A 23613-nucleotide genomic window follows, 5' to 3' on the forward strand; every position below is an offset into this window, starting at 1 on the left:
GTCGTACGTTACCGATGCACGCGTCCACGAATGCGTTGCAGGGTCTCCCGCATCGAATCGACCCGTTCGGCTTGCTCGGTCCAGCGGTTGTGCTGCTCACGCGGATCGGTGTGAAGATCGTAAAGTTGGCCGGGAACGCTGTCCTCGAATTCTCGGGCATGCTTGGGCCGGGTGAAACCGCCACTTCCGCGGCCTTCGATCAGTTTCCAATTTCCTTGCCGAAGCGCGAAAACTCCGGACACTGAGTGATGCACCGAAAAGGAACGCGGCTCCCCGGCTTCTCCGCCTAAGAGGGGCAGAAACGAAATGCTGTCCCTGCCCGAATCGCCGAGGGTGTCGCTGGAGGTGATGTCGGCAACGGTCGCAAACACGTCGGTCAGTTCGACGAGTTGGCTGCTCACCTGTCCGGCCTTGACGCGTGCCGGCCAGCGGACGATGAACGGAACGCGATGTCCGCCTTCATAGATGTCGGCCTTGGTGCCGCGCAGGTGGGCATTGCTCTGATGGTTAAAGTCCTTCACGTACTGTCCGCGCGGCGTGATCGGGGCCTTCCCGCCATCGTCGTCGGCTCGAAAATCCCACCAGTGCCACAGACCGCCGTTGTCACTGGTGAACACGACCATCGTGTTGGCAGTCATTCCGGCACGCTCAAGTGCATCGAGAACCCTCCCGACGACGTGATCGGTCTCCCAGACGAAGTCGCCGTAGTCGCCTGCGTTGCTTTTGCCTTTGGCGCCGGCCGAGGGGGCGATCGGAAGGTGGGGCGAACTGAGTGGCAGGTAGAGAAACAGCGGCTGATCGCGATCGGTATGCGACTCGATCACGTTCACGGCTTCATCGCCGAATCGGGGCAACACGTCGTGAATGTCAAATCCTGCTGACTTCACACCTGAAACTCCATTGAGAAAGATCGTGCCGTCAATCTCTTGATGCCTTTCGGTGGGCAACGTCTCGACGCGGCGGTCGCGGATGAAGACGTAGGGTGCCATGTCCAGCGATGCCGAGATGCCGAAATAGGAATCGAACCCTAGGTCGTTCGGGCCGCCGCTGATGTCGCACTCAAAATCGATTTCGTCCCCGGGGCGAAAGCGAACGCCGACGCCTCGACGCTCCACCGCGTTTCCGCCTTTGTCGTGCCACTGCATTCCCAGATGCCATTTGCCGACACAGGCGGTGCGATAGCCCTGACGCTTTAACATCGACGCCAACGTGTCTTCGCCATCCCCGATCAGCGGCGGTGCAAATCCGTCGAGCACCCCTTTTGTCAATGACGTCCGCCAACAGTAACGTCCCGTCAGCAACGTGTACCGCGTCGGTGTGCAGACGGACGAGGGCGTGTGGGCGTCGGTGAAACGCATGCCGCCGGCGGCCAGCCGATCCAGGTTCGGCGTCGGGATTTGCGAATCGGCCTGGTAGCACTGCGGATCACCCCAGCCCATGTCGTCGGCGAGAATCACAACGATGTTGGGGTGATCGGTTGAATCCGCTTTGGCATGTGATGTCACAGGGGCTGGCGTCACCAGGGCTGTGATCGCAACCAGGGTCGCGACGCGTATCCTGCAAAGTAATGGGTGAGCAAACATTCGGCGGCAACCACACGGCGGAGGTTCATTTGGCGGAACTGTGATTGTAGAATACATCGACGTAAGGTGCCGGACCATTCACGCATTTTACCGACCCTCATGGTCGTCGTGTTTGTCATCGTTTGATGACCCTGTGCTCTCGGATTGCCAAGGGTTGGTGCGGGCATGAAGAAAGCACATTGCAGTACCGTGAGTCCGCCGGAGCTATTAAGTCGGATGGACTTTGGCCGCCCCCGATTCGACAACAAACGAGGCCCGCTCAAATGTTCGTCCGCCAGGCTTGAGTACGTCGTCGACGACCATGAAGTCGGCTTTCCACCGCTCGGGCGTCACGTCACAACGGATGTAGCCACGCTCGCCATTGTGAAATTTGACGCACGGGTTCTCGGCCAGGATCGCATCCAGGTTGTTGGGTTTTTCAGGCCCATTGCCGCCGCTGGAAAGTGAGGTTGCGACAAACTCGGTCGCGATCGTTGGCTCGTCTTCCCGCCGATCGTCCACTCTCAGTTCATTGACCCAGTTGGAATGGATGTCACCGGTCAAGACCACCGGATTTGCAATGCGGCGATCGCGTAGGAATCGTATCAATTCCATCCGTTCATGAGAGTATCCCGGCCACTGGTCCATCGAGAACTGTTCGTTCGCCGGGTCACCGCTGCGATTGACCATCCCCATCATCACCTGCTGTGCCAAAACGTTCCACTGAGCGGCGGAGCGAGTCAGTTGCTTGCTCAACCAGCCACGCTGCTTTCGCCCCAGCATGGTCTGACTTTTCGCGAGCGCCGCTTCGTTTAGCGGCGACTTGCGATCACCGTTGGGTTGGTCGCTTCGGTATTGGCGTGTGTCCAACACCTGAAACTCTGCGAGTCGTCCAAATGCCGCGCTTCGGTAAAGACGCATGTCACTTCCACGCGGCATCTGCTTCAGCCGCAGTGGCATCATTTCGTAATACGCTTGGTACGCGTTGGCTCGGCGTGCGAGATAATCGACGGGGTCAATGCCCGATTCCTCTGAGATGTCGTTTGCACAGTTGTTGTCAAATTCGTGATCGTCCCAGGTCAGGACCCAGGGACATTGCGCGTGCATCCGCTGCAGCAACGGATCGGATCGGTACTGTGCATATCGAGCGCGATAGTCATCGAGTGACTGGATCTCTGCCCCGTGATGCGTTCGCACCTTGCCGTTTCGTCCGGCAGCGTACTCGTAGATGTAATCCCCAAGGTGAAAGACTAAATCAAGTTCATCACGAGCCATCTGTTCATACGCGGTGTAGAGACCCTGCTCGTAATTCTGGCAGGACGTCACCGCGAACCGTACACCTTCTGGCTCACTTTCAGGATGAGGCATCGTGCGTGTACGACCAATCGGGCTTTCCGCATCACCGCACCGGAATCGATACCAATACCAACGATCCGGTTTCAGACCATCCAGCTCGACGTGGATCGAATGTCCTAGTGCAGGGGTTGCCAGCTGGCTGCCCTCCGCGACGACATTTCGCATGGACTCGTCCGCCGCGACCTCCCAGGACACCTCAATCGCTCGCGCCGGCATTCCGCCGCCTGGCTGCAGCGGTTCAGGGGCCAGACGGGTCCACAGCACCACCCCGCGGTGATCCGGGTCCCCCGACGCAACGCCCAGCGTAAACGGGTTCTTGTCCGTCTTGAATGAAGCATCCGCGTAAGTCTGCTGCGACGACCAAACGATCGTCGGCAATAAACTCGCGAAGGACATCATCGTCCTGCGGCTGACCTGCTGACGCATTTTCAAACGATCCCGATCATTGATTGTTCTAAACATCGACTCTTCGAAGCGAGAAAGGCATATCTGAATTCAACAAGCCGCACCGCCGCGGGTCTGCGACGATCGACGGCCGTCCACCTTAAGCGGTTGCGCGGGCGGATTCTAGCAGAGGGCCATTCCCCTTCGCGCCCGATCGGATCAAAGAACCGTGACCTGCAAAAGGACGTCGGACACCCTTCATTTCACCCGCGAGACTGTTCCTCAGACGATGTCGTCAATGTTGATCGTGACATCGTTGAAACTTGCGGTTTTCGTTTTCCGGCCGTCAATCTCAAAAACGTCGTCCTGCAAATTGACGATCCAAGTTCGAATTCCGGCCTGTTGATAGGCGGGCAACTTGACCTCGCGATCCTTGGCCAGGGATGCGTCACTCACCTCGATCACCAGCAAGCACTCATTGGGCAGCGGATGACGGTCTGTCGGGTCCGTTCCCGCCGCAAGAATGGTCAAATCAGGTTCGGGTTCGTTGCCCGGCCAGGAGATTGGTCCTTGGGAACTGACGTCATAGCCAGCCAAGACAAATATCTTGATCAGCTTGTTCACCGCACTGCGGTGCTTGGGACCGATCACCATTTTGTCGTAGATCAATCCATCGATTAATTCAACTTTATCACCCTCGGTGAATCGTTGATGGTACTCTTCGTTGCTGAAACGGTGTGTCGCGATACTCATGAGATCGGCAAGCCGGAAAAAAGAAAACGCAATGCGTCGATTATAGCAAAAACCGATGCGTCCGCCTCCCCTCTGTGGGCCATCGCAATGGCCAGAGAGGGGTCTGACCAGCAATTCAATGCGCCACGACTGGCAGTCCCCTACTTTGCTGCCCGACGACGATTGCCTGGCATCTGATCCGACTTTTTCGCCAGCGGGATCGTGCGGTCAAAGAGGGTGCCGTAGCGTTGGTAGTTATTGTAATCGACGGCTTGTTCCTTCCATTTGGCCAACTCCTGATCGTAGCGTTTCCGCATCTGGTCGAGCACCGTCACGCTACCGGAGCTGTCGGCAAGGTTCGTCAACTCCAGCGGATCGTTTTGGGTGTCGAACAATTCCTCGGCGGGCTCCATCGTGTCATCGCCGTACCACCAATACGTGTATTTGTATTGTTTGGTCAGGCAGGTCAGGCTGTGTGTGGACAGCGGACCGAACACATTGATAAACGCCAGCTGATCGTGCCCGCCTTGGTCGGGATTCTGCAGCAAGCCGAGCAAGCTTTTCCCGTCCATGTTTGCGGGGATCGGCAATCCGGCCAATTCCAGCATGGTGGGCGCGAAGTCGATGTTGCCGGTCAATTGATCGCAACGGAGTTGTTTTCCGCTGACCGGGCTGCGCGGGTCGTAGATCATCAACGGGACACGCGAGGATTCTTCCATCGGCAACACCTTGGAACCGTATCCATGCGAACCACAGATATAGCCGTTGTCGCTGGTGTAAATCACGACGGTGTTGTCGGCGACACCCTGGGCCTTGAGTTCGTCTCGGATCATCCCCAGCGCGACGTCGATTGCATAGACTTGCTGGTGATACTTGGCCATTTCACCGTCGTAGTCGCTGTCGTACTTCCAATCAAAAAAACGCGGGTATTGGCGTCCCGTCTTGCTTTGCGGCGACAGATGCTGGCCGTGTTCTCGGCCGAAGTTGGCCGGTTTGGTGAACGACTTGCCCGCGTAGACGTCATCGAAACGCGGGTCGGGCGTTGCCGGCTTGTGGGGGGCTTTAAAGCTGATGGACAAGCAAAACGGCTTGTCCTGCTTGACAGACTCGCGAATCACGTCCTGTCCGAACGCGCCGTAGGACAAGGTCGAATGGGGATACTTGTCGGCATACTTTTGCATTGACTTGTTCTTGGCCGTCGCGTAATTGGTCTGGCCGGGGCCGCCGCCCCAGAAATCGAAATCGTCTTCACATAACCCCTTGCCTTCGACGACAATCCCAAACTTACCGGCAAACGCGGTCAGGTACCCCGCCTCGCGCAGCAGCACAGGATACGACTTGGCCCAGACGTCGGCGTGCATGTTGCCGTGGGTGAAATTGCATCCGGTTTTGTATTCGTACATCCCCGTGAACACATTCGCACGACTGGCCATGCAAATCGCCGTCGTGTTGTAGTGTTTGTCGAACACCACCCCGTCGCGGGCAAGCTGGTCCATGTGAGGCGTTTTGACGTCCTTGTTTCCGTAACAACCCAGAGAATACGTGCACTGGTCATCCGCGAACAGAAAGACCAGATTGGGTTTGGAATCGGTGTCGTCGGCTGCATGGGTTTGCTGTGCAAGGTCCGCCTGGATCCACAAACACGCGAGCAATAAAACGATCGGCTTGGTAAGGTGCATTGTCATTGGTTCGCTATTGGCCAAGAAGTTCGGTGATGTTTTCTGTGGGACGACCGATCGCAGCCTTCCCCCCGTGGACGACGATCGGGCGTTCGATCAAGGAGGGATTCGCCGCTAAGATCGCAATCCATTGCCTGTCGGACAGCTTTTGATCGCCAAGCCCCAGCTCCTTGAAGCGTTTTTCTTTCTTGCGGACCAACTGCTCCGGCTTGATCCCGAGCATCTTCACGATCTTTTGAAGTTCTTTTTCGCTCGGGGGATCTTCCAGGTATTTGACAACGTCGAACTCGATTTGATGCGATCGGAGCAGTTCGAGGGCTGCACGGGATTTCGAGCAGCGGGGATTGTGGTAAACGGTGGTCATGATTGGATCGGATTTGGAACGCGAACCCGCGAGGGGATACAATCGGTCATCTTACTCCGCAACCCCTCGCAGTTGGGAACGATGAATTCCAAGGTTGACGAATACTTCCGGTCAGTATCGACATGGCGCGATGAACTTCAGACGCTTCGACGCATTGTGCTCCAGTGCGGGTTGACCGAAGAACTCAAGTGGCGGGTGCCCTGCTACACGCTCGGCGGGAAAAACGTCGTCATCCTCGGTTCATTAAAATCGTGCTGCACGCTCAGCTTTTTTAAGGGGGTGTTGCTGAAAGACCCCGACAAGCTGCTCGTCAAACCCGGCGAAAATTCTCGCTCGGCCCGCCTGATCCGATTCACGTCGGTTGACGAAATTGAGGCGATCGAGCCTGTCTTGGTCGCTTATATTCGCAAAGCCGCTGCGTTGGAGAAGGCCGGCGCGAAGGTGGAGTTGAAGAACGATGTGGGGCCTAATTGCCCCGAGGAATTGGCCGCTTGTTTTGCCGAAAACGAACCGCTGAGGGCGGCATTCGAAAACTTGACACCGGGTCGACAGCGCGGCTACCTCCTTCACTTTTCCGCCGCCAAGCAATCCAAGACGCGGGTGGCGCGGATCAAGAAGTGCGAACAACGCATTCTAAACGGCAAGGGGCTGCACGATTGCGTGTGCGGCTTGTCGGCCAAGCTGCCCAATTGCGACGGGTCGCACAAGCAGATGCAGGACTCAGGGGGATAGGGGCAAGACGATAGGGGCAAGACGATGGGAGGGTCGCCGGGCAGGGGAGCTTTGGCATTGCGTCGCGCGGCCGATTGTGTCGAAAACATGACTACCCCGAATGGCACGGGCACAATCGTTGGTGTCTAGCCTTTAGGCGATTCCGAGTCGCAGCGACGCAGCGACAGGGGGCGGCCAGAGCCTGGACACCAGCACGTCGGACCGGCGTTCAATGGGATTCACCGGCGCAGCTAAATTGTTTTGCCCCATTGTTTTGCCCCCTCACGGACCTCCCTTGCCCGTTCCTCGATGAGCCGCGTTATCGGTGTTCGACGGCAATCGGCATCGCCGCATGCGGTCGGCGAAGTCGCCAAGGAACTGCTCACGCCAGCGACTGACCGTCTTCGCACCGCTGTGTGGTCCTTCGGAGACCGAGGGCGATAAATCATCGGTCCACCAGTTCGGCAGCTGGACGTCGGGAGTTGTCGCAATCTTTGGATCGGGGGAATAAGCCGTGATCGATCCGGTCAAACCGTCGAGTGTTTTGGTGTCACTTTCGATCCGAAAATGGTACGCCTTGGCAGCCTTGGGACAGAAGCGAAATCGCATCGTGCCATCACCGGCGACGTAGCCGGAAAGCCGCTGGTTTTCGACTTTCAGGAACGTCGGCGAGTGGGGAGCATCGTCGCCGATCGGCAAGGCCAGCTCAAAAACTCCGAAGACCTCGATTCGATCCGACTCGCTGGGCATACGTTCCAGTCGCAGGTAAGGTCGTTTCCAGGCCCGGACATAACAACCGCCCCAGCCGGGACACATTGGGTCATGGGGATCTCCCTGCAGCAACCAACCGACCGACGGCGAATCGCCCATTTTGATGTCCGTTTTCTGACGGGCAAAGAAGTCGCCGAGTGAGCCTTGTCCCTGGATGTGCCGCGCGACGAAGCGTTCATTGTCCCAGTCGCCCGATTGGATTCCGCCGCTGAACCAACCGCGATAGGTCGCGTTGGACTCGATCATCCATAGCGTTGGATGCCGATCGACAATGTACTGGAACGCATCCGGCGACCATTTTTTGTTGGGGCCGCCGATCCAATACACGCGCAACTTTGACGCAATCTCCGGCGCGTCGTGGAGTGCCTGCGCGAGGTCCTCCAGGCCGCCCCAAACCAGCACGTGCAGCGGCCGCGAATCGTTCCGCCGCGCACAGTCGATGATCCATTGTGAACCTTCTGTCGCATTGGCAAACCCCGCGTAAGGCGCACGCTCGGTTGCTCCTTGCTTGGTGATCGCGCGCAACGCATCCGGTGTCGGGTAGCGATCCGAATAGGTTTTCAGATTCGGATAGTCCGTCTCATAGCACTCGATCACCTTCAAGATGTCGCGCGTTCGGCCTTCGCCGTAGGGCGACGCGATCAGGCCTTCGAGATCCAGCACGTCGGCGTAGACCAGCAGGTGAACCATCGACTGGAAGTCATCCGGATCGGTACCGCCGATGTCGGTGGAGACAACCACGCGGTGGCGGTCGCCGGCTGCCGCGGTGTCTGTCAATTGCTCCTGGGCATCGCAGAATGAGCCGATCGCAAGACACAGGGCACAACACAGCAGCCAAATTCCTGTGCGCCGACGACGCCCATAGTTGGTCGTCAACCGAAACGTAGCGACCTTCGCCAGAAGGTGGTTCGCCTGTGTTTCCCACGCTCTGTCGGGCGTCGCGACGCCTAGGTGACACTTTCCGGATCGTCGTCGAAACATGCTTCAATCTCTTTCGCGTTTTTCACGCCAGCGTGGGTAGTCCTTTTCCAACAGCGACTGTCCCCAATTGCCAAGGTAGGAATAACCGTTGCGGCGTTCGTGACTGAGTTGGCTGTAGTCATAGCGGAACACGGAGTCGCGATCGAGGTACAGGGGGCGGTTCGTTTCCAATTCGTAGAAACGTGCCCAAAGGGGCGACGCATCCGGATCGGCGACCAGTTTGCGGTCGGAGCGACCGTCGCGATTGTTGAAGCTTTCGACACGCCATCCGTTTACTTGCACCTCCCGAACCCAATCGACGGCCCCTTCGATCGACGCGATGATCTCGTTCGTAGGGTCGTCGATCTTCATCAGGAAACGCACAACGCCGACCGATTCGCTGCCGGACAGTGAGGGCGGTTCGTAAGCACGCGCCCACGCCGGTTGGAGCGTCTTTGCGTCGTGCTGTGCGCACCAGGCCGTTAATCTTCCGTTTTGCCGAATTTGCGTTTTCAAAATGCATTCGATCCCACGTCCCACTGCCTGGCTGGCCCTCTCGCGCCGCTCGGCATCGACAAAGTCATAGGGGGCCTTGCCGGCGGCGACCTCGCGCAACACTTCCATCACGCGAACCATCGCTCCGTCGTTGTAGGTGATGTGCGAATAATATCCCTTGCGCAGCGGCCAAAACTGCGGCCAACCGCCGTTGTCGTACTGGGCGGCCAACAGGTAGTCGACGCCGCGTAAGAACGATTCACGGTACGTCGCTTTACCGGTCGCGTGTGCCATCCGAGCGAGAAACTGCATCGGAACGGTCGTCGCGTCGTTGTCCAGGCTATTGGCACGACTGTCGCCAGGCTGTGGGATCTCGCTTGGTGACCGAGGTCGTTTGGCAAGGTCGGTGCTCTTGGGCCAACCGCCTTGCGGTGACTGGTACGCCATCACGCTGTCGGCAATCGCCCCGGCTTCTTTCGAGCGAAACCAGGCATCGTCCTTCTTGAGCAGGTTTTTGCTGAAGGAAACTTGCGCGACGGCATCTCCGCCCAGGAACAAAGAACTCAGGCAGAGTGCTACTTGCAACAAAAAGTAGACAACGGTCTGGTTTTCACAGGACTTCATGAGTGATTTCTCGCTTTGTACATTTCCACGCTCTGGCGATCGCTGTCACCTAGCTTGAGGTCGAGCGGTTTTTGAACTGACGAAATAGCAGGAGTTTACGACTTCACCCTCCCTGCCAGGGAGGGTCGAGCGTAGCGAGGGGAGGGTCGACTCATCGTGCTGAAGTGAATCCTAGCCACAGCAAACCCTCCCCGCGTCGTCGCTCACTCCTCCGCGACCCTCCCTGGAAGGGAGGGTGTCTTCACGTGTTTAATGGCTTCAAGTCTCAACTTGGTGTCGATGCCCTCGCTGGGCTCGCCCCTTCGACCAGGAGGGCGATTGTTAGAGCCGCGCGGGCACTCCCACGGCGGGCTCAAAAATGATTCGACGATAACTGCTCAAGGGATGCGTGCCATCGTCAGTGACTTCGCATATGACATGGAATCGTTTGCCGGCGGCGTCGGAAGGGATCTTGATCGTTGCCTTGCTCGAATCGTGGTCAGCAATTCCGATGCTTCCGTCGTACGTGCCGGCATCGGGTTGCACCCACCATTTGAACGTCAGCTTGTCATCATCGGGGTCGGTCGTCTTCGAAGCATCCAGCGTCACCGAACTGCCGGCCGCGGCGGATTTGATCAGCACCCTGACCCCGTCGTCGCCGTCGACCACCACGATCGGGTTGCGGTTGCCGGTCCCGTTCTTGGCCCAGTCCATCCGTGCGGCGAAGTTGTTAAAAGCGGCGGGGTAAAATCTTTGAAAAGACTTGGCGCAAGAATCCGCTTCTCGCCACAGGTTGTCGGACTGTTCTTTGAAGTGCCCGCCCCAACTGACCTGAGTCGGATCTTCGGGGTCGTTCAGGCCGTTGGGCAACAGGTAAAGGAACGCCGGCGTGTCGCCTTCGACTCCATAGGCGTACTTCGGATATTGACTGCCCAAATGCCCGTGCCCTTGGATGTGTGTTGCATACTCGTCCCAATTCTTCTTTCCGATCGCATTGTGTTGCTTCCACGCACACTCGTCCCAAAGAAACCGCAGGTCGTCTCCGGTTTGTTGGTCGATCCAACCATGCGAACTGACCTCCAATCCTTCACCGCGGTAGTTGCGGTCTTGATCGGTAATTGCATAAACACGAAGCTTGCCCAGGAACGCTCGATACTGATCCTCGGCCCTGTCTTTTTGGACCCGGTAGATCGCCTGGGCGAGTGTATTGCCGCCGCCCCAAACCGTGATCCACAGCGGCCGCGGATCCTCCTGGTCGGCAAGGCGGATGATCAGATCGCTGCCCGGTGAGTCGTTGTCGTCGCCGATGAACGCTTTGCCTCGATTCAGGCTGCCCAGCACCGTCCGCTCGCGCAGGTAATCCGCGCTCGGCCAGTAGCCGATCGGCTGACGAGCATCATCGGCCGCATGGCCCGACTGCGCCGAACGCTTCATCAGGTTGGGCAAGTCCCGGTCGTAGGCGTCCACGACGCCTCGCGCGATGTCGATAAAGCCGCGTTCGGGAGACTTTTCAAGCGTCTTGATGCTGTAGCCGGTCGTGATCACTAGCCCTTCGATTTCAAACAGGTCGGCATGAGCGAGTAACCGAATCAATGATTCATGGTCGTCGGTTTCCCAAGTCGAGATGTCGGTCAGGACCAGCACCCGTGGCTTCAGGGACTCCGCGTCGCAGGTGCGTGTGAACGCAACGGCCATCAGCATCGCGAGGCTCCAACGGAAACACGCAATCGGTGGGCGGTTTGGACTCATATCATTCTCTGCAGATGAATTGGCACGATCGGGGAGGGGGGGGTTGCCAGTCAATTTACAGAAGAATCCAGCACATTCTCCCTCGATAGCGGCAGGAACTTGCACTATCCTGAGGAAATGCGGCAGTTTGACACCCAACGACCCGAATTTGCCCCGTACGGCTTCACCTGCGAAATCTGGGAGCCCAAACGGATGCCGCGGCCCGATCGCCATGACGAAATCGAAATCAATTTTCTCGACCAGGGAGAACTCACCTATCTGATCGGCGGCAAACGAGTCACCGTCGCGGCGCGAACCGTGACGCTTTTCTGGGCGGCCGTTCCCCACCAAATCGTGCAATTCCATGACGTCACGCAATATTATGTGATGACCATTCCGTTCGGATGGTTTTTGCAGTGGGGGCTTCCGGAGGACCTACAAATGCAACTGATCATCGGCAAGGTCATTTGTGATGAATCGGACGCAGAGACATCACGTTGCGACAAGTTGCAGTTCGCGCAGTGGCATGATGATTTGTTGGACACCGATGATGAATCGCGTCTGAATGCATCGCGTGAGATCGTGCTGTTGGAATTGAAGGCACGCTTGCTGCGTCTGGCCCGTTCCCACCGCCAAAGTCCTCAAGTCATTCGTCCCGATCCCGAATCCAAACGCAGTCAAGCGTCGGCAAACCTTGGAAAGGCGGAAGTGATGGCGTGCTACATTGCAAGGAATTTCAAATCACGTCTGCCGATCAAGGACATCGCTCGATGCGTCGACCTGCATCCGGACTATGCCGCCACGCTTTTTCGAAAAACGTTCGGAACGACACTCAATACATTGATCACACGCCATCGAGTCGCCGAAGCGCAGCGGTTGCTGGTCACCAGCGACGAACAGATCCTGAATATCGCGTTGGAGTCGGGATTCGATTCGTTAAGCCGCTTCAACCGGGCGTTCAAGGACATAACCGGAACGACGCCGAGAAGTTTTCGCAAACGCTGTCGTGTGCCGCTCACAGATTGCTAAACAAAGTCATGTTTCGCAAAAGGCATTGAAGATCAGCGTTTCAACGTAGCTACCTTCGCCAGAAGGTGAATCCCCGGCGTTTTCCACGCTCGCATCAAGCGTAGTTAGGTCATGGTATCACTGTCGATTTGATTGCCCCATTCGTCCCCATCGCCTGACGGAGACTTGTCCCATGTCGAAACCAATCACCCTGTCCGCGATTGTCGGTCTAATCTTGTTGTCGACCGGAACGTTGTATGCACAGACCACATCGCCGACGCCCACTGAGTCCACGCCCACTGAGTCCACGCGCACTGAGTCCACGCCCTCGGAAGCCAACTTCGTCGCCGGCGAACTGATCCGATTGAACGACAACGGCGCCTGGTCGTGGTTCATGGACGAGCGGGCGATCGTCGACCGTGACAAACTGATTGTCGGCTCGGTCCGTGCGGTGAAAAGCTGGGGTTCGGGGCAAAATGACCCGAACTGGGGCAACGTCGAAGTCGCCGTGCATGATCTTCAAAGCGGTCAGACCGGAAAGACCGTTCTGCATCAACACTTCGAGCAGGACGACCACGACAACCCGGCCTTTCTCGCCTTGCCCGATGGCAGATACCTGTGCATCTACACCAAGCACGGCGCTGAACTGAAAATCTATATCCGGCACTCCGCGCCCAACGATCCATTGACCTGGGGCGATGCGACGGTGTTCAACTCTCCCGGTCGCGCCGAAAGATTCGGGGGTGATAGTGTCACCTATTCCAACCTGTTTCGGTTCTCTTCGGGACGGATCTACAATTTCTACCGTGGCGTCGGCCATGACCCGAACTACATGTATTCCGACGATCAGGGCGAAAGCTGGACCTATGGCGGTCGCGTCATGAAGGGACGCGACGGATACAGCCCCTACCTGAAGTACGTCCAGGACGGAGACACGATCCACTTCGTCGCGACGGAAGATCACCCGCGAAATTTTGACAACAGTCTGTACCATGGCTTGGTGCGCGATCGCCAACTGTGCCATAGCGATGGTTCCGTCGTCGCCTCCCTCAGTTCGGACATGGACACCGAGATCCGAACCTGGGACTTCACGCGTGTCTTTCAGGGCGATCCGGACAACGTTGCCTGGATGACCGACATCGAACTCGACAACGAGAAACACCCCGTGATCCTGTTCTCGGTGCAGAAAGACGGACGCGGCCTGCCGCCCAGACAAGGCGGCGATGACCTGCGTTATCACTACGCCCGCTGGGACGGTCGCCAATGGAAGCAGCGCGAAATCGCGTACGCCGGTAAGCGCCTTTATCCGTTCGAAGATGACTATCCGGGACTGGCCGCGATCCACCCCTACGATCCGACGACCGTCTTCATCTCAACCAACGCCGACCCGGTGACCGGTGCTCCACTGATCAGTCCGGCGGATCAACAGCGGCACTACGAAATCTACCGCGGCCGATCGACCGATGGCGGAAACACATGGCAATGGAGTCCGGTCACGGCGAACTCGACAGAGGACAACCTGCGGCCGATCGTCCCGAAGTGGCGCGACGAGCGCACCGCGATCGTGTGGATGCGCGGTCGCTACGTTCACAATCATGGCGAGTGGACGACCGCGGTCGTGGCCACGATTCTGCCGCCGACTCAGTGATCCCCCTGAATTGGATCCTTCGATTCGATCAATCCCCTCCCTTTTATCGATGATTCTATGAACAGAAACATCAGAATCGGTTTTCTGTCGCTGATGCTCGCTGCCTTCGCGACGGCAGCGTCCCCGGCTCAGGACGTGCCGTTGGTCTACGACACCGAGCACACGGGGGCGGAGTTTGCGGCCCCGGTGTTGCCAACCTACGAGCAACTGCCGATCGTCCGGCCCCTGCCTGATCCGTTTGCGTGGTCCGATGGAGGCGGGCGCTGCACCGAGTTCAACGATTGGAGTCGTCGCCGCTCGGAAATCAAAGCCGAAATCGAGCACTACGGCATCGGGAAAAAGCCGCCGCGGCCGGGTGGCATCGCCGCGACGTTTGACGACGGCACGTTGACCGTCACGGTGACCGAGAACGGGGAAACATTGACGCTGACCGCCAAGGTGAACCTTCCTGAAGGTGACGGCCCGTTTCCGGCTGTGATCGGCGTCGGATTCGGCAGCGGAAGCCTGCCGCCGGACATTTTCACCAGTCGCAAGATCGCCATGATCCCATTTGATTTCGCCCAGGTGATGTCCCACACACAAAAGCGGGGCCAAGAGCCGATCAACCGGCTTTACCCCGACCAGACCTCCATCGGCGCCTACAGCGCGTGGCCGTGGGGCATCAGTCGAATCATCGACGGTTTGGAACTGGTCGAAGATGACCTTCCCATCGATCGCAAACACCTCGCCGTCACCGGATGCTCGTTCGCCGGAAAGATGGCGTTGTTTGCCGGCGCGCTCGACGAACGGATTGCACTGACGATCGCTCAGGAATCTGGCGGCGGCGGCGCGGCGGCATGGCGTGTTTCGGAAACACTGGGCAACGTCGAAACGCTCGGAAAAACCAGCCGCGCCTGGTTCACCGAAGACATGTTCCGGTTTTCCAACGCGGTCGAGAAACTGCCTTATGATCACCATGAATTGATGGCCATGATCGCGCCGCGTGCGCTGTTGGTGCTCGGCAACCCCGACTACGAATGGCTGGCCGATCAGTCCGGTTATGTCTCCTGTCGTGCCGCACATCAGGTGTGGAAGACCTTCGGGATCCCCGACCGGTTCGGATTCTCGATCGTCGGGAACCATCCGCACTGCCGGCTTCCCGAGAACCAACGCCCCGAGGTGGAGGCGTTCGTTGACAAGTTCCTGCTCGGCAAAATGGACGTCAACACATCGATCACCAAACATCCGTTCGAGGACGTGGAGCATGAGTTCTGGTACGACGGGTGGAGCACCGGGACGTCAACCTTCCCGATGCCCGATGCGACCGATGTCGAGAGCATTGACGTCGAAGTCGAATCGGCCAAGCACGGTTCCGATTGGCGTGTCCATCGCGATCCCCAAGCGTCGGGCGGAAAGTATCTAACGGTCCGATCGGGGCAGAATAGTCCACAAGCGGCTCCCGCCGGCGAATCAGCAGCGGTGACGATCCCATTTACGATCACGCGAGACGCAAAGTATTACCTGTTCGCGCGAGTGAACTGTCCTTCACCCGACGACGACTCCTTCTGGATCAAGATCGACGACGGACCGTTCACGGCCGCCAACGGCTTGGGCACGACCGGTTGGGAATGGGCCAAGCTGACAAGTGTGAACCTGAAACCGGGTGACCACACGTTGACGATGGCGTATCGCGAAGACGGAGCGCTGCTCGACAAGGTTTTCATCACAACCTATCCCCTCGGTCCAACGGCGCTCGAAACCGCAGGAGTCGCTTCCGAAAAATCTCTCAAGGCCGCCGTCGGTGATCGGTTCAAGATCGGCGTCGGCGTCAGCCACCTGGTGATCCAGGATCCCGAAGATGCCGCCCTGATTCGCAGGCATTTCCAAATCCTGACCCCGGAAAACTGCATGAAGCCGCAAGGGATTCACCCCGAAGAAGACCGCTGGGAGTTCGGGCCGACCGACCAATTCGCCGACTTTGTCCGCAAGAACGATCTGGAAATGGTCGGTCATTGCCTCGTCTGGGCCAAGGATGACCGCACCGATCCCTGGATGATGGAGGAAGCGGGGCAACCGGTCTCGCGTAAAAAACTTCTCGAGCGGATCGAGTCTCACATCAATACCGTGGTCGGACGGTATGCCGATGTCGCAACCATGTGGGACGTCGTCAATGAGGCGATCGGCGACAGCGACGCCGGTATGCTGCGCGATTCGGTCTATTCGCGCACCACCGGCATCGACTTCATCGTCACCGCGTTCAAGGCCGCGCGGGCCGCCGACCCCGATGCGCTGTTGATCTACAACGACTACAACGGCCACAAGCCGGACAAGCGAAAAAAGTTAATCGAATTTCTCACCGAGCTCAAAGCCGCCGGTGCTCCCGTGGATGCGTATGGCATGCAGGGGCATTTTGAACTCGGTGACAACTCGCTGGCCGAGCTGCGCGAGACCTTCGATGCCCTCCGTGAACTGGAGATCCAGGTGGTCGTATCGGAATTGGACATCGATGTGGTCAAACGCGGCCGCTGGTGGGCCGAGGGCGGAAAGTATCGAGATGAACTCGTTTCTTATGATCCTTACAAGGACGGGATGCCGCCGGAGATCCAACAGCAGATGACGGACCAGTATGTGGAGCTGTTCAAATTATTTGACGAGTACAGCGACGTGATCGCACGTGTCTCGTTTTGGAACCTGCACGACGGACAAAGTTGGTTGAATGACTTTCCCTGGAAACGCGTCAATCATCCATTGCTGTTCGATCGCGATCGCCGTCCCAAGCCCGCGTTTCATGCCGTCTACGATCTGCTGGCCGGATCAAAAACCGAGCCGCAAGGCGATGCCGATGGTCATGCCGCGTGGAAGCGTGACGATCCGAATTCACGTGAGGCACATCGGCAACTTGTCGCCAAGTCCAAGCAAGGAGAAATCGACGTCTACTTTCAGGGCGACTCGATCACACGGCGCTGGGGCGCCACAGACTACCCCGCCCTGCTGGAACACTGGAAGCGTGCTTTCCACGGTTGGAATGCAGCCAACTTTGCCTGGGGTGGCGACAACACGCATCACATCCTGTGGCGGATGCGAAATGGAGAGCTCGACGGGATTGCTCCAGAAGTCATTTGCTTGCAAGCCGGGGCGAATAATTTGCCATGGAGCGGCCCGGCACAGTCGCAGCATGTGGACGACGTTGTTGAGGGGATCCAGGCAATCATCGCAGAATTCCGATCACGATTCCCCAACATCCCGATCATCTTGACCGCCATGTTTCCCCGGGATCAGAACCCCAAACTCGGCGACGCCATCGAAGCAATCAACAAGCGGCTGGAATTGACCAGCCGAAACGACGATCGGATTCATTGGGTCAACATCAACGCAAAATTGCTTGGCCCCAACGGCCGACTATTACCGGCGGTTTCATCCGACGGCCTGCACTTGGACCAACCCGGCTATGAGATTTGGGCCGCGGCGCTGCGTCCCGTTTTGCAGCAGATTCTTGGCCCGCCTCGCGAAGAGGACCAAGCACCGCCGCCGACCGGGAACCCGGGGATTCGATGACAACAGATCTCATCACATCAACGTGTCATCTCATGGTCACGACCGTGGATTCTTGTACGATGGAAAACTGAAAAGCCTTTAGCGCGTCGCGGTGAAGAGGCGGCTTTGAAATTCCCGTCGAGGTAGCGAAATGATACGTAGGACATCCATCGTCGCCAGCGTTCTGCTGGCTCTGTTCACATCCTTCAGCCACGGCCAGGGAGTCGTCGACCAGTGGCGGTACACGCTCGGCCGGCCGGCCGAAGACTGGCATCAAGCGGATTTCGACGATGCGGGGTGGCAGGAAGGTTTCGGCGGGTTTGGGACGCGCGACACACCGGGTTCGCGCGTCGGCACGACCTGGGCGACCAACAACATTTGGTTGCGGAAATCATTCGATCTCCCCTCGGTCCCCGACAAGCCCGCGCTGCTGATTCATCACGATGAAGACGCTCAAGTCTACATCAACGGAGTACAAGTCGCCGACCTGAAGCAGTTCACGACCAAGTACATCGTCGTCCCGCTCGTGGCGGGTAAGCCTTCGGCGCTCACAACCGGCAAGAATGTGATGGCGGTTCACTGCAAACAAACCGGCGGCGGGCAATTCATCGACGTGCACTTGGTCGACGCGGACAACGTTCCCGAACTGCCCAAGCCGAAACGCAGCACCACACCGTTTGTGTCGCATTTGATCACCAAGTGGGGCGAAGCCGTCACCGCGGACAACGCCTGGACGGAGTACCCGCGGCCGTTGCTCCGGCGCGACAACTGGACCAACCTGAACGGCCACTGGGACTACGCCATCACGCCGATCGATTCCAAAGACACGCCGTCGCAGTTCGACGGAAAGATCCTGGTTCCCTATTGCCTGGAATCAAAACTTGGTGGGGCAGAGCGGTTGCTCGATGCGTCCGAAGCCCTCTGGTATCGCCGCAGTTTCAACGCAAACAAAACGGACGGAAAACGTCTCCTGTTGAATTTCGAGGCGGTGGATTACCGTTGTGAAGTTTTCGTCAACGGCATTTCGGTTGGCTCTCACACCGGTGGGAACACCCCGTTTTCGTTTGACGTTACCGATGCGACCAACGACGGAAAGAACGATCTGGTCGTGCGAGTCGAAGACGCGACCGAAGAGTATCAGTTGCGGGGCAAGCAAGTGCTGGACGCCCGCGGCATCTGGTACACGCAGGTTTCGGGCATCTGGCAGACGGTCTGGATGGAAGAAGTTCCTCGGAACTACATCGAAGACCTCAAGATCACGACGTCCGCCGAAGCGGGAACGATCACCGTCGCTCCCAAAATCAAAGGCGACGGCGGTGTCGTGGTGGTTGTCAAAGACGGCGATTCGATCGTCGCCCACCGGCGCGGCGGCGACACGATCGAATTGAACATCCCTGACGCAAAACTCTGGTCTCCGGCTGCTCCCCACTTGTACAACATCGAGGTCTCGTTACTCGGCCCCGATGATCGCCCCGTTGACACCGCTGGCTCCTACGCGGGCATCCGTTCGGTCGGCAAAGTCAAGGACGCCGACGGGCACTGGCGATTCACGCTTAATGGCGAAACCGTCTTTCATTGGGGGCCACTCGACCAGGGATGGTGGCCCGATGGGCTGCTGACTCCGCCCTCGGACGAGGCGATGCTGTTCGACATCCAGTGGCTCAAGGACGCCGGTTTCAACATGATCCGCAAGCACATCAAAGTCGAACCGCGGCGGTACTACTATCACTGCGACCGGCTGGGGATGATGGTCTGGCAAGATCACGTCAGCGGCGGCGTCGGCGACGCCTGGCCGGCGTGGACACGTCTGAAACCCGATCCCGTGGACGCGAACTGGCCCACCGACCAGCACCAGCAATTCATGCTGGAACTGGACCGAATGATCACGGCGCTGGAAAGCCATCCTTCGATCGTCAGCTGGGTGCCGTTCAATGAGGCCTGGGGGCAACACCAAACCATGGAGGTTGGCGAGTGGACCATCAAGCGGGATCCGTCACGATTGATCAATATCGCCAGCGGCGGAAACTTTTGGCCGGTGGGTGACATCGTCGATGCACACAGTTACCCGCATCCGAAGTTTCCGTTCGACCAAGGAGCCGGAGGACGCTTCGACGATTACATCAAAGTGATGGGCGAATTCGGCGGACACGGCTATCCCGTCAAGGGACACCTGTGGGATGCGAATCGACGCAACTGGGGATACGGCGGGCTGCCAAAAAACGCCGCCGAATACAAAGAACGCTACGTCACCTCGTTGCGAATGCTTAACGAGTTGCGCAGCAAGGGGATTGCCGCGGGTGTCTACACCCAGACGACCGATGTCGAAGGCGAAATCAACGGCTTGATGACCTATGACCGCAAGGTGATCAAGATTCCCGCCAAGGAACTTGCCGAATTGCACCGAAGGCTGTTCGTCGAAACACCCCGACAAGCGGGCGCAGCCGATCGGTTCGGCAAGTAGGCATTTCGCGAAGTCCCGACGGACCGCGAACCCGGCCCGGTGATGGACGCCGACACCATCCGCGCCGGGCTGCAATCACACGATCGAGCGCTGTACATCAAAGCCGGTTGGATTCGTGATCCGTACATCACGCTCGGACCCGACGGCGATTACTTCCTGACCGGAACCCAGCCGCGCAAAGGGGACCCGCGCGAATCGGCCCGGCCTACGCAACCCCCGGGCCCGACGAGGCTCAGGACTTCTAGGGCTCTGGTATCTCTCCGGCGTGCCGCAAGGCACATCGCGTCGCGATGGGGCCGATGACCTCGAACACGATCGTGGTACCGATCACGGTGGAAAGGACCTGTGAGCCGAGCTCTGGAAACCGTTCGGCGACGATCAACCCCAGGCCGAGTGCAACGCCTGCCTGAGGCAACAGGCACCATCCGATATGTGTGGCAACAACACTCGGAGCCCTGCCAAGCCTGCTTCCCAAGTACCCTCCGGCGAGTCGTCCCAGACTCCGTGCAAGAATATAGGTCACCCCGGCCAGCCCCATCGTCCCGATCGAGGCGACGTGAAATTGAAATCCCGCCAGTAAGAAGAAAGTGATCAGAAACGGCTGCTCCACTTGCTCGATGCTGTGAAACGGACGTTCGTGGTGTGTGGCCAGGTTCGACACGGTTGCCCCCATTGCCATGCACGCCAAAACGTACGAAAGCTCAAACCGCATCGCGATCCCAGCGCATAGCAAGACAAATCCGATCGCTTCAACCAACGTCAGCTCTCCCGGACGAATGCGACCGGTCAGCCAAGCCATCGGCAAGCCAAGCACGACACCAAGCAGAACACCTCCACCGACCTCGCGAACGCCATCCAGGACGATCGCGCCGGAAGCGTTCTGCCCCGTGAGTGCTTGGGCAACAAGCAACAGGATGCTAAAGAGCATCACACCCCATGCGTCATCAATGGCCACGACACCGAGCGCCGTGTCCGACACCGGGCCTTTGGCATCCGATTCTCGCACGACATCAACCGTTGCTGCTGGTGCCGTCGCAGGAGCCAGGCTTGCCATCAGCAGTGCGATCGCCAATGGCGTTTGCACGGCAACCAGACAGACGAAAACAATGATCACGGCCAGGAACACATCAACCAACGAGATGGAGAGGACAATCTTTCCTGTCTCGCGAAGTTTCTTGCCCAGAAATCGTTCGCCCAATTGAAAACCAATCATGCTAAGTGCAAGCTCGGTCGCCAGGGGGAACCAGTCTGATGCTTTCGACGGAATGAGGTCGAGAGCAGAGGGGCCGGCAAGAAACCCGAGTAACAGCAGCAAGGTGATACGGGGAACGTGGACGCGTTTTCCCAGCACGTGCGCGGCGAACCCCGCCAACAAAAAAAGACCGACGACGATCAACCCATCGGCTTCGCTATGATTCGTCGGTGCAACCTCGGCGACAAGAGACAATTCGGATCTCCTCTGCGTAAACGACTTCTTTTCCCAACGTGCCACCCCCGTGCCGGTTCCTTTTTGACCCACCACGGGTAAAACGCACCGATCAGAAACCGACGACAACGGGCAATAGAGTTGAACATCGGGTCACGCCGGGGGCAAAATCGATCATCCGTCGCTCGGATGATCCTACCCGATATCGGTCACGAAGGCCCGACGAGGCGGGGCAATTCTAGCCGGGACGTAACGCTTCCGCCGCAGCTTGGTATTTGGGGGCGTGGACGAGGCGACGAGTCCGTTCGGATCGGCAAGCGATCAGGCTGGTGCAAAGTCGCTCAGCCAATCGCAGGTCTCTAAGCCAGTGGGTCAGTGCCGACATCAAACGCATTCCAACAACTGGCCTGACGTGCTGGTCTACACGCATCGGTCTCGATCAGCAAGACGTGACGATCGCTGGCGTTTGGCATGTCATATGCGTTTGGCATGTCATATGCGTTTGGTATGTCATATGCACTGCGGACAAGCCGCAACGGTCGGGCACCTGATGCCCACATCACAACTCGTACGCGAGGAAAAAGATTCGATGGCTACCAGCCAACAAATTCACGGGCAATTCCGCCAAGTGAGCGGAGCCGTACAGCAGAAATACGGTGAGATCTCAGATGATGATATCCGCCAAACCGAAGGCAGTTTCCAGAAACTGATCGGTCTGATCGAAGAAAAAACCGGCCAGAGTCGCGAACAGGCAGAGGCTTACGTCAACGATTTGTCTGAGCGTGCTCGCGCAAGTTATCAAGCTTCGGCCAAAGCGGTCGCTGAGCGACCAATCGAGTCGGTCGTCGCCGCCTTTACCGTCGGGATGATCGCGGGTGTGATGGTCGGCTTGGGCATCGCCTCGGCACAACGTCCCGAGCCATCCTGGCGAAACGGCTGGCGTAGCTGAGCACCTACCTTTCACATTAACAAGGAATCGAATCAATGAGTTCAGAATCGACCCAAACGGCACAGCGTGACACGACACAAAACCGGTCGGAGGCCGCACAGATTGCCGCAGACAAATTGCAGCAGGCCGGCCAGCACTTCGTCGCCGAACCGGCGAAGGACCTACTCGGAGTGCTGCGAGGTTACGCGAATGACAAACCGGATGTTGCCGCCATGTGGTGTTTCGGCCTTGGCCTTCTGGTGGGTTGGAAACTGCGTGGCTAGCCACGCAAGGGGAGTCTACGACGAACGTCAGCCCCATTGGCGCGTCGAAACTCCAAAGCGAGTTGGTCATCGACCGCCTAACCGCCTCCGTCAGACGAGGTGCCGGATCACTGCGGAGGCGGAGTGCGGTCCAACGGTTGGCAGAATGGCGTGGTGGTCGGTTATCGCATCGCTGCACACGGCATTGAAAATGAACGCGACGTCCACGTCGTGATCGATACGTAAGGTCGGCTGAATGATTCCTGAACTATCGACCCGCGCCAACGCGTTGGTTCTTTCCTTCATCGGTATCCGACGAGCTGTCGGAATCAGTGGCTTCCTGTTGCCGATCGTTCTCGGACCGATCGGCTGGCTCGCAGGAATTCCGTTCCAGGAAAATATCAGCAGCTACTACCATACCGCGATGCGTGACATCTTCGTCGGGACCATGTGCGCGATCGCAGTTTTCTTGCTGTGTTATCGCGGTCACGACTGGATCGAAAACTGGACCGCCAACGTGGGGTCTGCTGCTGCATTCGGCGTCGCGTTGTTCCCGCTGGACCCGGGCAGCGATCCCTTATTGCAACGGTCGTTGGTCGGTTACCTGCACACGATCAGCGGGGGAGTGTTTTTTCTTACGCTCGCATGCTATTCGCTGTACCACTTTCCGCGATCAACGCGTGATCCGGTCGAAGGTGAACCACATCCTTGGGAACGCAACTTCATCTACCGGAGCAGCGGCCTGGTCATCCTGCTCAGCATGGTCGCGATGGGCGCCTATCTGTTCTTCGCCCCGATCTCGCTCAAGCAGCAATTGAACCGATTTAATTTTCTGTTTTGGATGGAGTGGATTGCGGTCTGGGCGTTCGCCTCGGCTTGGCTGACAAAGGGAAGAGTGATTGCCGCGGAGATCGCGGTTGACTTGCTGTCCATTCCCCGCGAAGCGATCGCGGAACACTTCTCTGGCAGACTTCCCTAGCAGTGGGACTTCGTCGCGCTCAGCCAGCCGAACTCGCGCCAA

17 protein-coding genes are annotated in these 23613 nt (G+C 58.2%); 8 read left to right on the forward strand and 9 right to left on the reverse strand.

Annotation, left to right across the window (positions count from 1 at the left end):
* Positions 1-8: 8 nt before the first annotated feature.
* The 5 genes from H1B37_RS10500 to arsC all read right to left on the reverse strand — a co-directional run bounded on the left by H1B37_RS10500 (position 9) and on the right by arsC (position 6077).
* Positions 9-1520 carry a sulfatase family protein gene (locus tag H1B37_RS10500; protein WP_182866596.1) on the reverse strand — a complete coding sequence of 504 codons (1512 nt, stop codon included), beginning with the start codon at positions 1518-1520 and terminating at the stop codon, positions 9-11.
* 270 nt (positions 1521-1790) lie between these two features.
* Positions 1791-3380 (reverse strand): alkaline phosphatase D family protein, encoded by a 1590-nt coding sequence (locus H1B37_RS10505; RefSeq protein ID WP_286177606.1) that lies wholly within the window; start codon positions 3378-3380, stop codon positions 1791-1793.
* Positions 3381-3584: 204 nt separating this feature from the next.
* Positions 3585-4055, reverse strand: coding sequence for a Uma2 family endonuclease (locus H1B37_RS10510; RefSeq protein ID WP_182866597.1), 471 nt, complete (start codon positions 4053-4055; stop codon positions 3585-3587).
* A gap of 140 nt (positions 4056-4195) precedes the next feature.
* A complete protein-coding gene (locus H1B37_RS10515; protein ID WP_436298270.1) occupies positions 4196-5719 on the reverse strand; it encodes a sulfatase family protein in 1524 nt (507 codons plus the stop codon).
* Between the two features lie 7 nt (positions 5720-5726).
* The gene (gene arsC, locus H1B37_RS10520) at positions 5727-6077 is read right to left on the reverse strand and encodes an arsenate reductase (glutaredoxin) (protein ID WP_182866598.1); all 351 of its coding nucleotides are present in this window, start codon (positions 6075-6077) and stop codon (positions 5727-5729) included.
* 81 nt (positions 6078-6158) lie between these two features.
* Between arsC and H1B37_RS10525 the strand changes: the two genes are divergently transcribed.
* Positions 6159-6809, forward strand: a complete 651-nt coding sequence (locus H1B37_RS10525) for a DUF1801 domain-containing protein (RefSeq protein ID WP_182866599.1) — start codon at positions 6159-6161, stop codon at positions 6807-6809.
* A gap of 261 nt (positions 6810-7070) precedes the next feature.
* Here H1B37_RS10525 and H1B37_RS10530 read toward each other — a convergent pair whose 3' ends face one another.
* The 3 genes from H1B37_RS10530 to H1B37_RS10540 all read right to left on the reverse strand — a co-directional run bounded on the left by H1B37_RS10530 (position 7071) and on the right by H1B37_RS10540 (position 11318).
* A complete protein-coding gene (locus H1B37_RS10530) occupies positions 7071-8540 on the reverse strand; it encodes a nucleoside hydrolase-like domain-containing protein (RefSeq protein WP_182866600.1) in 1470 nt (489 codons plus the stop codon).
* Positions 8541-8543: 3 nt separating this feature from the next.
* Positions 8544-9638 carry a pectate lyase gene (gene pelA / locus H1B37_RS10535; RefSeq protein ID WP_182866601.1) on the reverse strand — a complete coding sequence of 365 codons (1095 nt, stop codon included), beginning with the start codon at positions 9636-9638 and terminating at the stop codon, positions 8544-8546.
* Between the two features lie 321 nt (positions 9639-9959).
* Positions 9960-11318: a DUF1593 domain-containing protein gene (locus tag H1B37_RS10540; protein WP_220498144.1), complete on the reverse strand. Its 1359-nt coding sequence runs from the start codon at positions 11316-11318 to the stop codon at positions 9960-9962.
* A gap of 165 nt (positions 11319-11483) precedes the next feature.
* Between H1B37_RS10540 and H1B37_RS10545 the strand changes: the two genes are divergently transcribed.
* The 4 genes from H1B37_RS10545 to H1B37_RS10560 all read left to right on the forward strand — a co-directional run bounded on the left by H1B37_RS10545 (position 11484) and on the right by H1B37_RS10560 (position 19975).
* Positions 11484-12374 carry a helix-turn-helix domain-containing protein gene (locus H1B37_RS10545; protein ID WP_182866653.1) on the forward strand — a complete coding sequence of 297 codons (891 nt, stop codon included), beginning with the start codon at positions 11484-11486 and terminating at the stop codon, positions 12372-12374.
* A gap of 172 nt (positions 12375-12546) precedes the next feature.
* The gene (locus tag H1B37_RS10550) at positions 12547-14001 is read left to right on the forward strand and encodes a BNR-4 repeat-containing protein (protein WP_182866602.1); all 1455 of its coding nucleotides are present in this window, start codon (positions 12547-12549) and stop codon (positions 13999-14001) included.
* Positions 14002-14058: 57 nt separating this feature from the next.
* Positions 14059-17535 carry an endo-1,4-beta-xylanase gene (locus H1B37_RS10555; protein WP_286177607.1) on the forward strand — a complete coding sequence of 1159 codons (3477 nt, stop codon included), beginning with the start codon at positions 14059-14061 and terminating at the stop codon, positions 17533-17535.
* Positions 17536-17665: 130 nt separating this feature from the next.
* Entirely contained in the window at positions 17666-19975 is a 2310-nt protein-coding gene (locus H1B37_RS10560) for a glycoside hydrolase family 2 protein (protein WP_182866603.1), read from the forward strand.
* A 241-nt stretch (positions 19976-20216) separates the two neighbouring features.
* Here the strand turns inward: H1B37_RS10560 and H1B37_RS10565 are convergent, their stop codons facing one another.
* On the reverse strand, positions 20217-21422 hold the full coding sequence (locus tag H1B37_RS10565) for a cation:proton antiporter (RefSeq protein ID WP_220498145.1): 1206 nt from the start codon (positions 21420-21422) through the stop codon (positions 20217-20219).
* A gap of 262 nt (positions 21423-21684) precedes the next feature.
* On the opposite strand from H1B37_RS10565, the gene H1B37_RS34360 reads away from it, so the two are divergent.
* The 3 genes from H1B37_RS34360 to H1B37_RS10580 all read left to right on the forward strand — a co-directional run bounded on the left by H1B37_RS34360 (position 21685) and on the right by H1B37_RS10580 (position 23571).
* Positions 21685-22350 (forward strand): CsbD family protein, encoded by a 666-nt coding sequence (locus H1B37_RS34360; RefSeq protein ID WP_220498146.1) that lies wholly within the window; start codon positions 21685-21687, stop codon positions 22348-22350.
* 35 nt (positions 22351-22385) lie between these two features.
* Positions 22386-22613, forward strand: coding sequence for a hypothetical protein (locus tag H1B37_RS10575; RefSeq protein ID WP_182866604.1), 228 nt, complete (start codon positions 22386-22388; stop codon positions 22611-22613).
* A gap of 235 nt (positions 22614-22848) precedes the next feature.
* Positions 22849-23571, forward strand: a complete 723-nt coding sequence (locus H1B37_RS10580; protein ID WP_182866605.1) for a hypothetical protein — start codon at positions 22849-22851, stop codon at positions 23569-23571.
* Positions 23572-23613 lie beyond the last annotated feature (42 nt).

Origin of the sequence: Stieleria mannarensis (genome assembly GCF_014154935.1) — a bacterium.
In the GTDB taxonomy this organism is placed as follows: domain Bacteria; phylum Planctomycetota; class Planctomycetia; order Pirellulales; family Pirellulaceae; genus Stieleria; species Stieleria mannarensis.

Bases quoted from the DNA above. Each gene is read 5' to 3' on its own strand.
- H1B37_RS10505 (WP_286177606.1), bottom strand. From the start codon at position 3,380: ATGTTTAGAACAATCAATGATCGGGATCGTTTGAAAATGCGTCAGCAG.
- H1B37_RS10510 (WP_182866597.1), bottom strand. From the start codon at position 4,055: ATGAGTATCGCGACACACCGTTTCAGCAACGAAGAGTACCATCAACGA.
- H1B37_RS10515 (WP_436298270.1), bottom strand. From the start codon at position 5,719: ATGACAATGCACCTTACCAAGCCGATCGTTTTATTGCTCGCGTGTTTG.
- arsC (WP_182866598.1), bottom strand. From the start codon at position 6,077: ATGACCACCGTTTACCACAATCCCCGCTGCTCGAAATCCCGTGCAGCC.
- H1B37_RS10525 (WP_182866599.1), top strand. From the start codon at position 6,159: ATGAATTCCAAGGTTGACGAATACTTCCGGTCAGTATCGACATGGCGC.
- H1B37_RS10530 (WP_182866600.1), bottom strand. From the start codon at position 8,540: ATGTTTCGACGACGATCCGGAAAGTGTCACCTAGGCGTCGCGACGCCC.
- pelA (WP_182866601.1), bottom strand. From the start codon at position 9,638: ATGAAGTCCTGTGAAAACCAGACCGTTGTCTACTTTTTGTTGCAAGTA.
- H1B37_RS10540 (WP_220498144.1), bottom strand. From the start codon at position 11,318: ATGCTGATGGCCGTTGCGTTCACACGCACCTGCGACGCGGAGTCCCTG.
- H1B37_RS10545 (WP_182866653.1), top strand. From the start codon at position 11,484: ATGCGGCAGTTTGACACCCAACGACCCGAATTTGCCCCGTACGGCTTC.
- H1B37_RS10550 (WP_182866602.1), top strand. From the start codon at position 12,547: ATGTCGAAACCAATCACCCTGTCCGCGATTGTCGGTCTAATCTTGTTG.
- H1B37_RS10555 (WP_286177607.1), top strand. From the start codon at position 14,059: ATGAACAGAAACATCAGAATCGGTTTTCTGTCGCTGATGCTCGCTGCC.
- H1B37_RS10560 (WP_182866603.1), top strand. From the start codon at position 17,666: ATGATACGTAGGACATCCATCGTCGCCAGCGTTCTGCTGGCTCTGTTC.
- H1B37_RS10575 (WP_182866604.1), top strand. From the start codon at position 22,386: ATGAGTTCAGAATCGACCCAAACGGCACAGCGTGACACGACACAAAAC.
- H1B37_RS10580 (WP_182866605.1), top strand. From the start codon at position 22,849: ATGATTCCTGAACTATCGACCCGCGCCAACGCGTTGGTTCTTTCCTTC.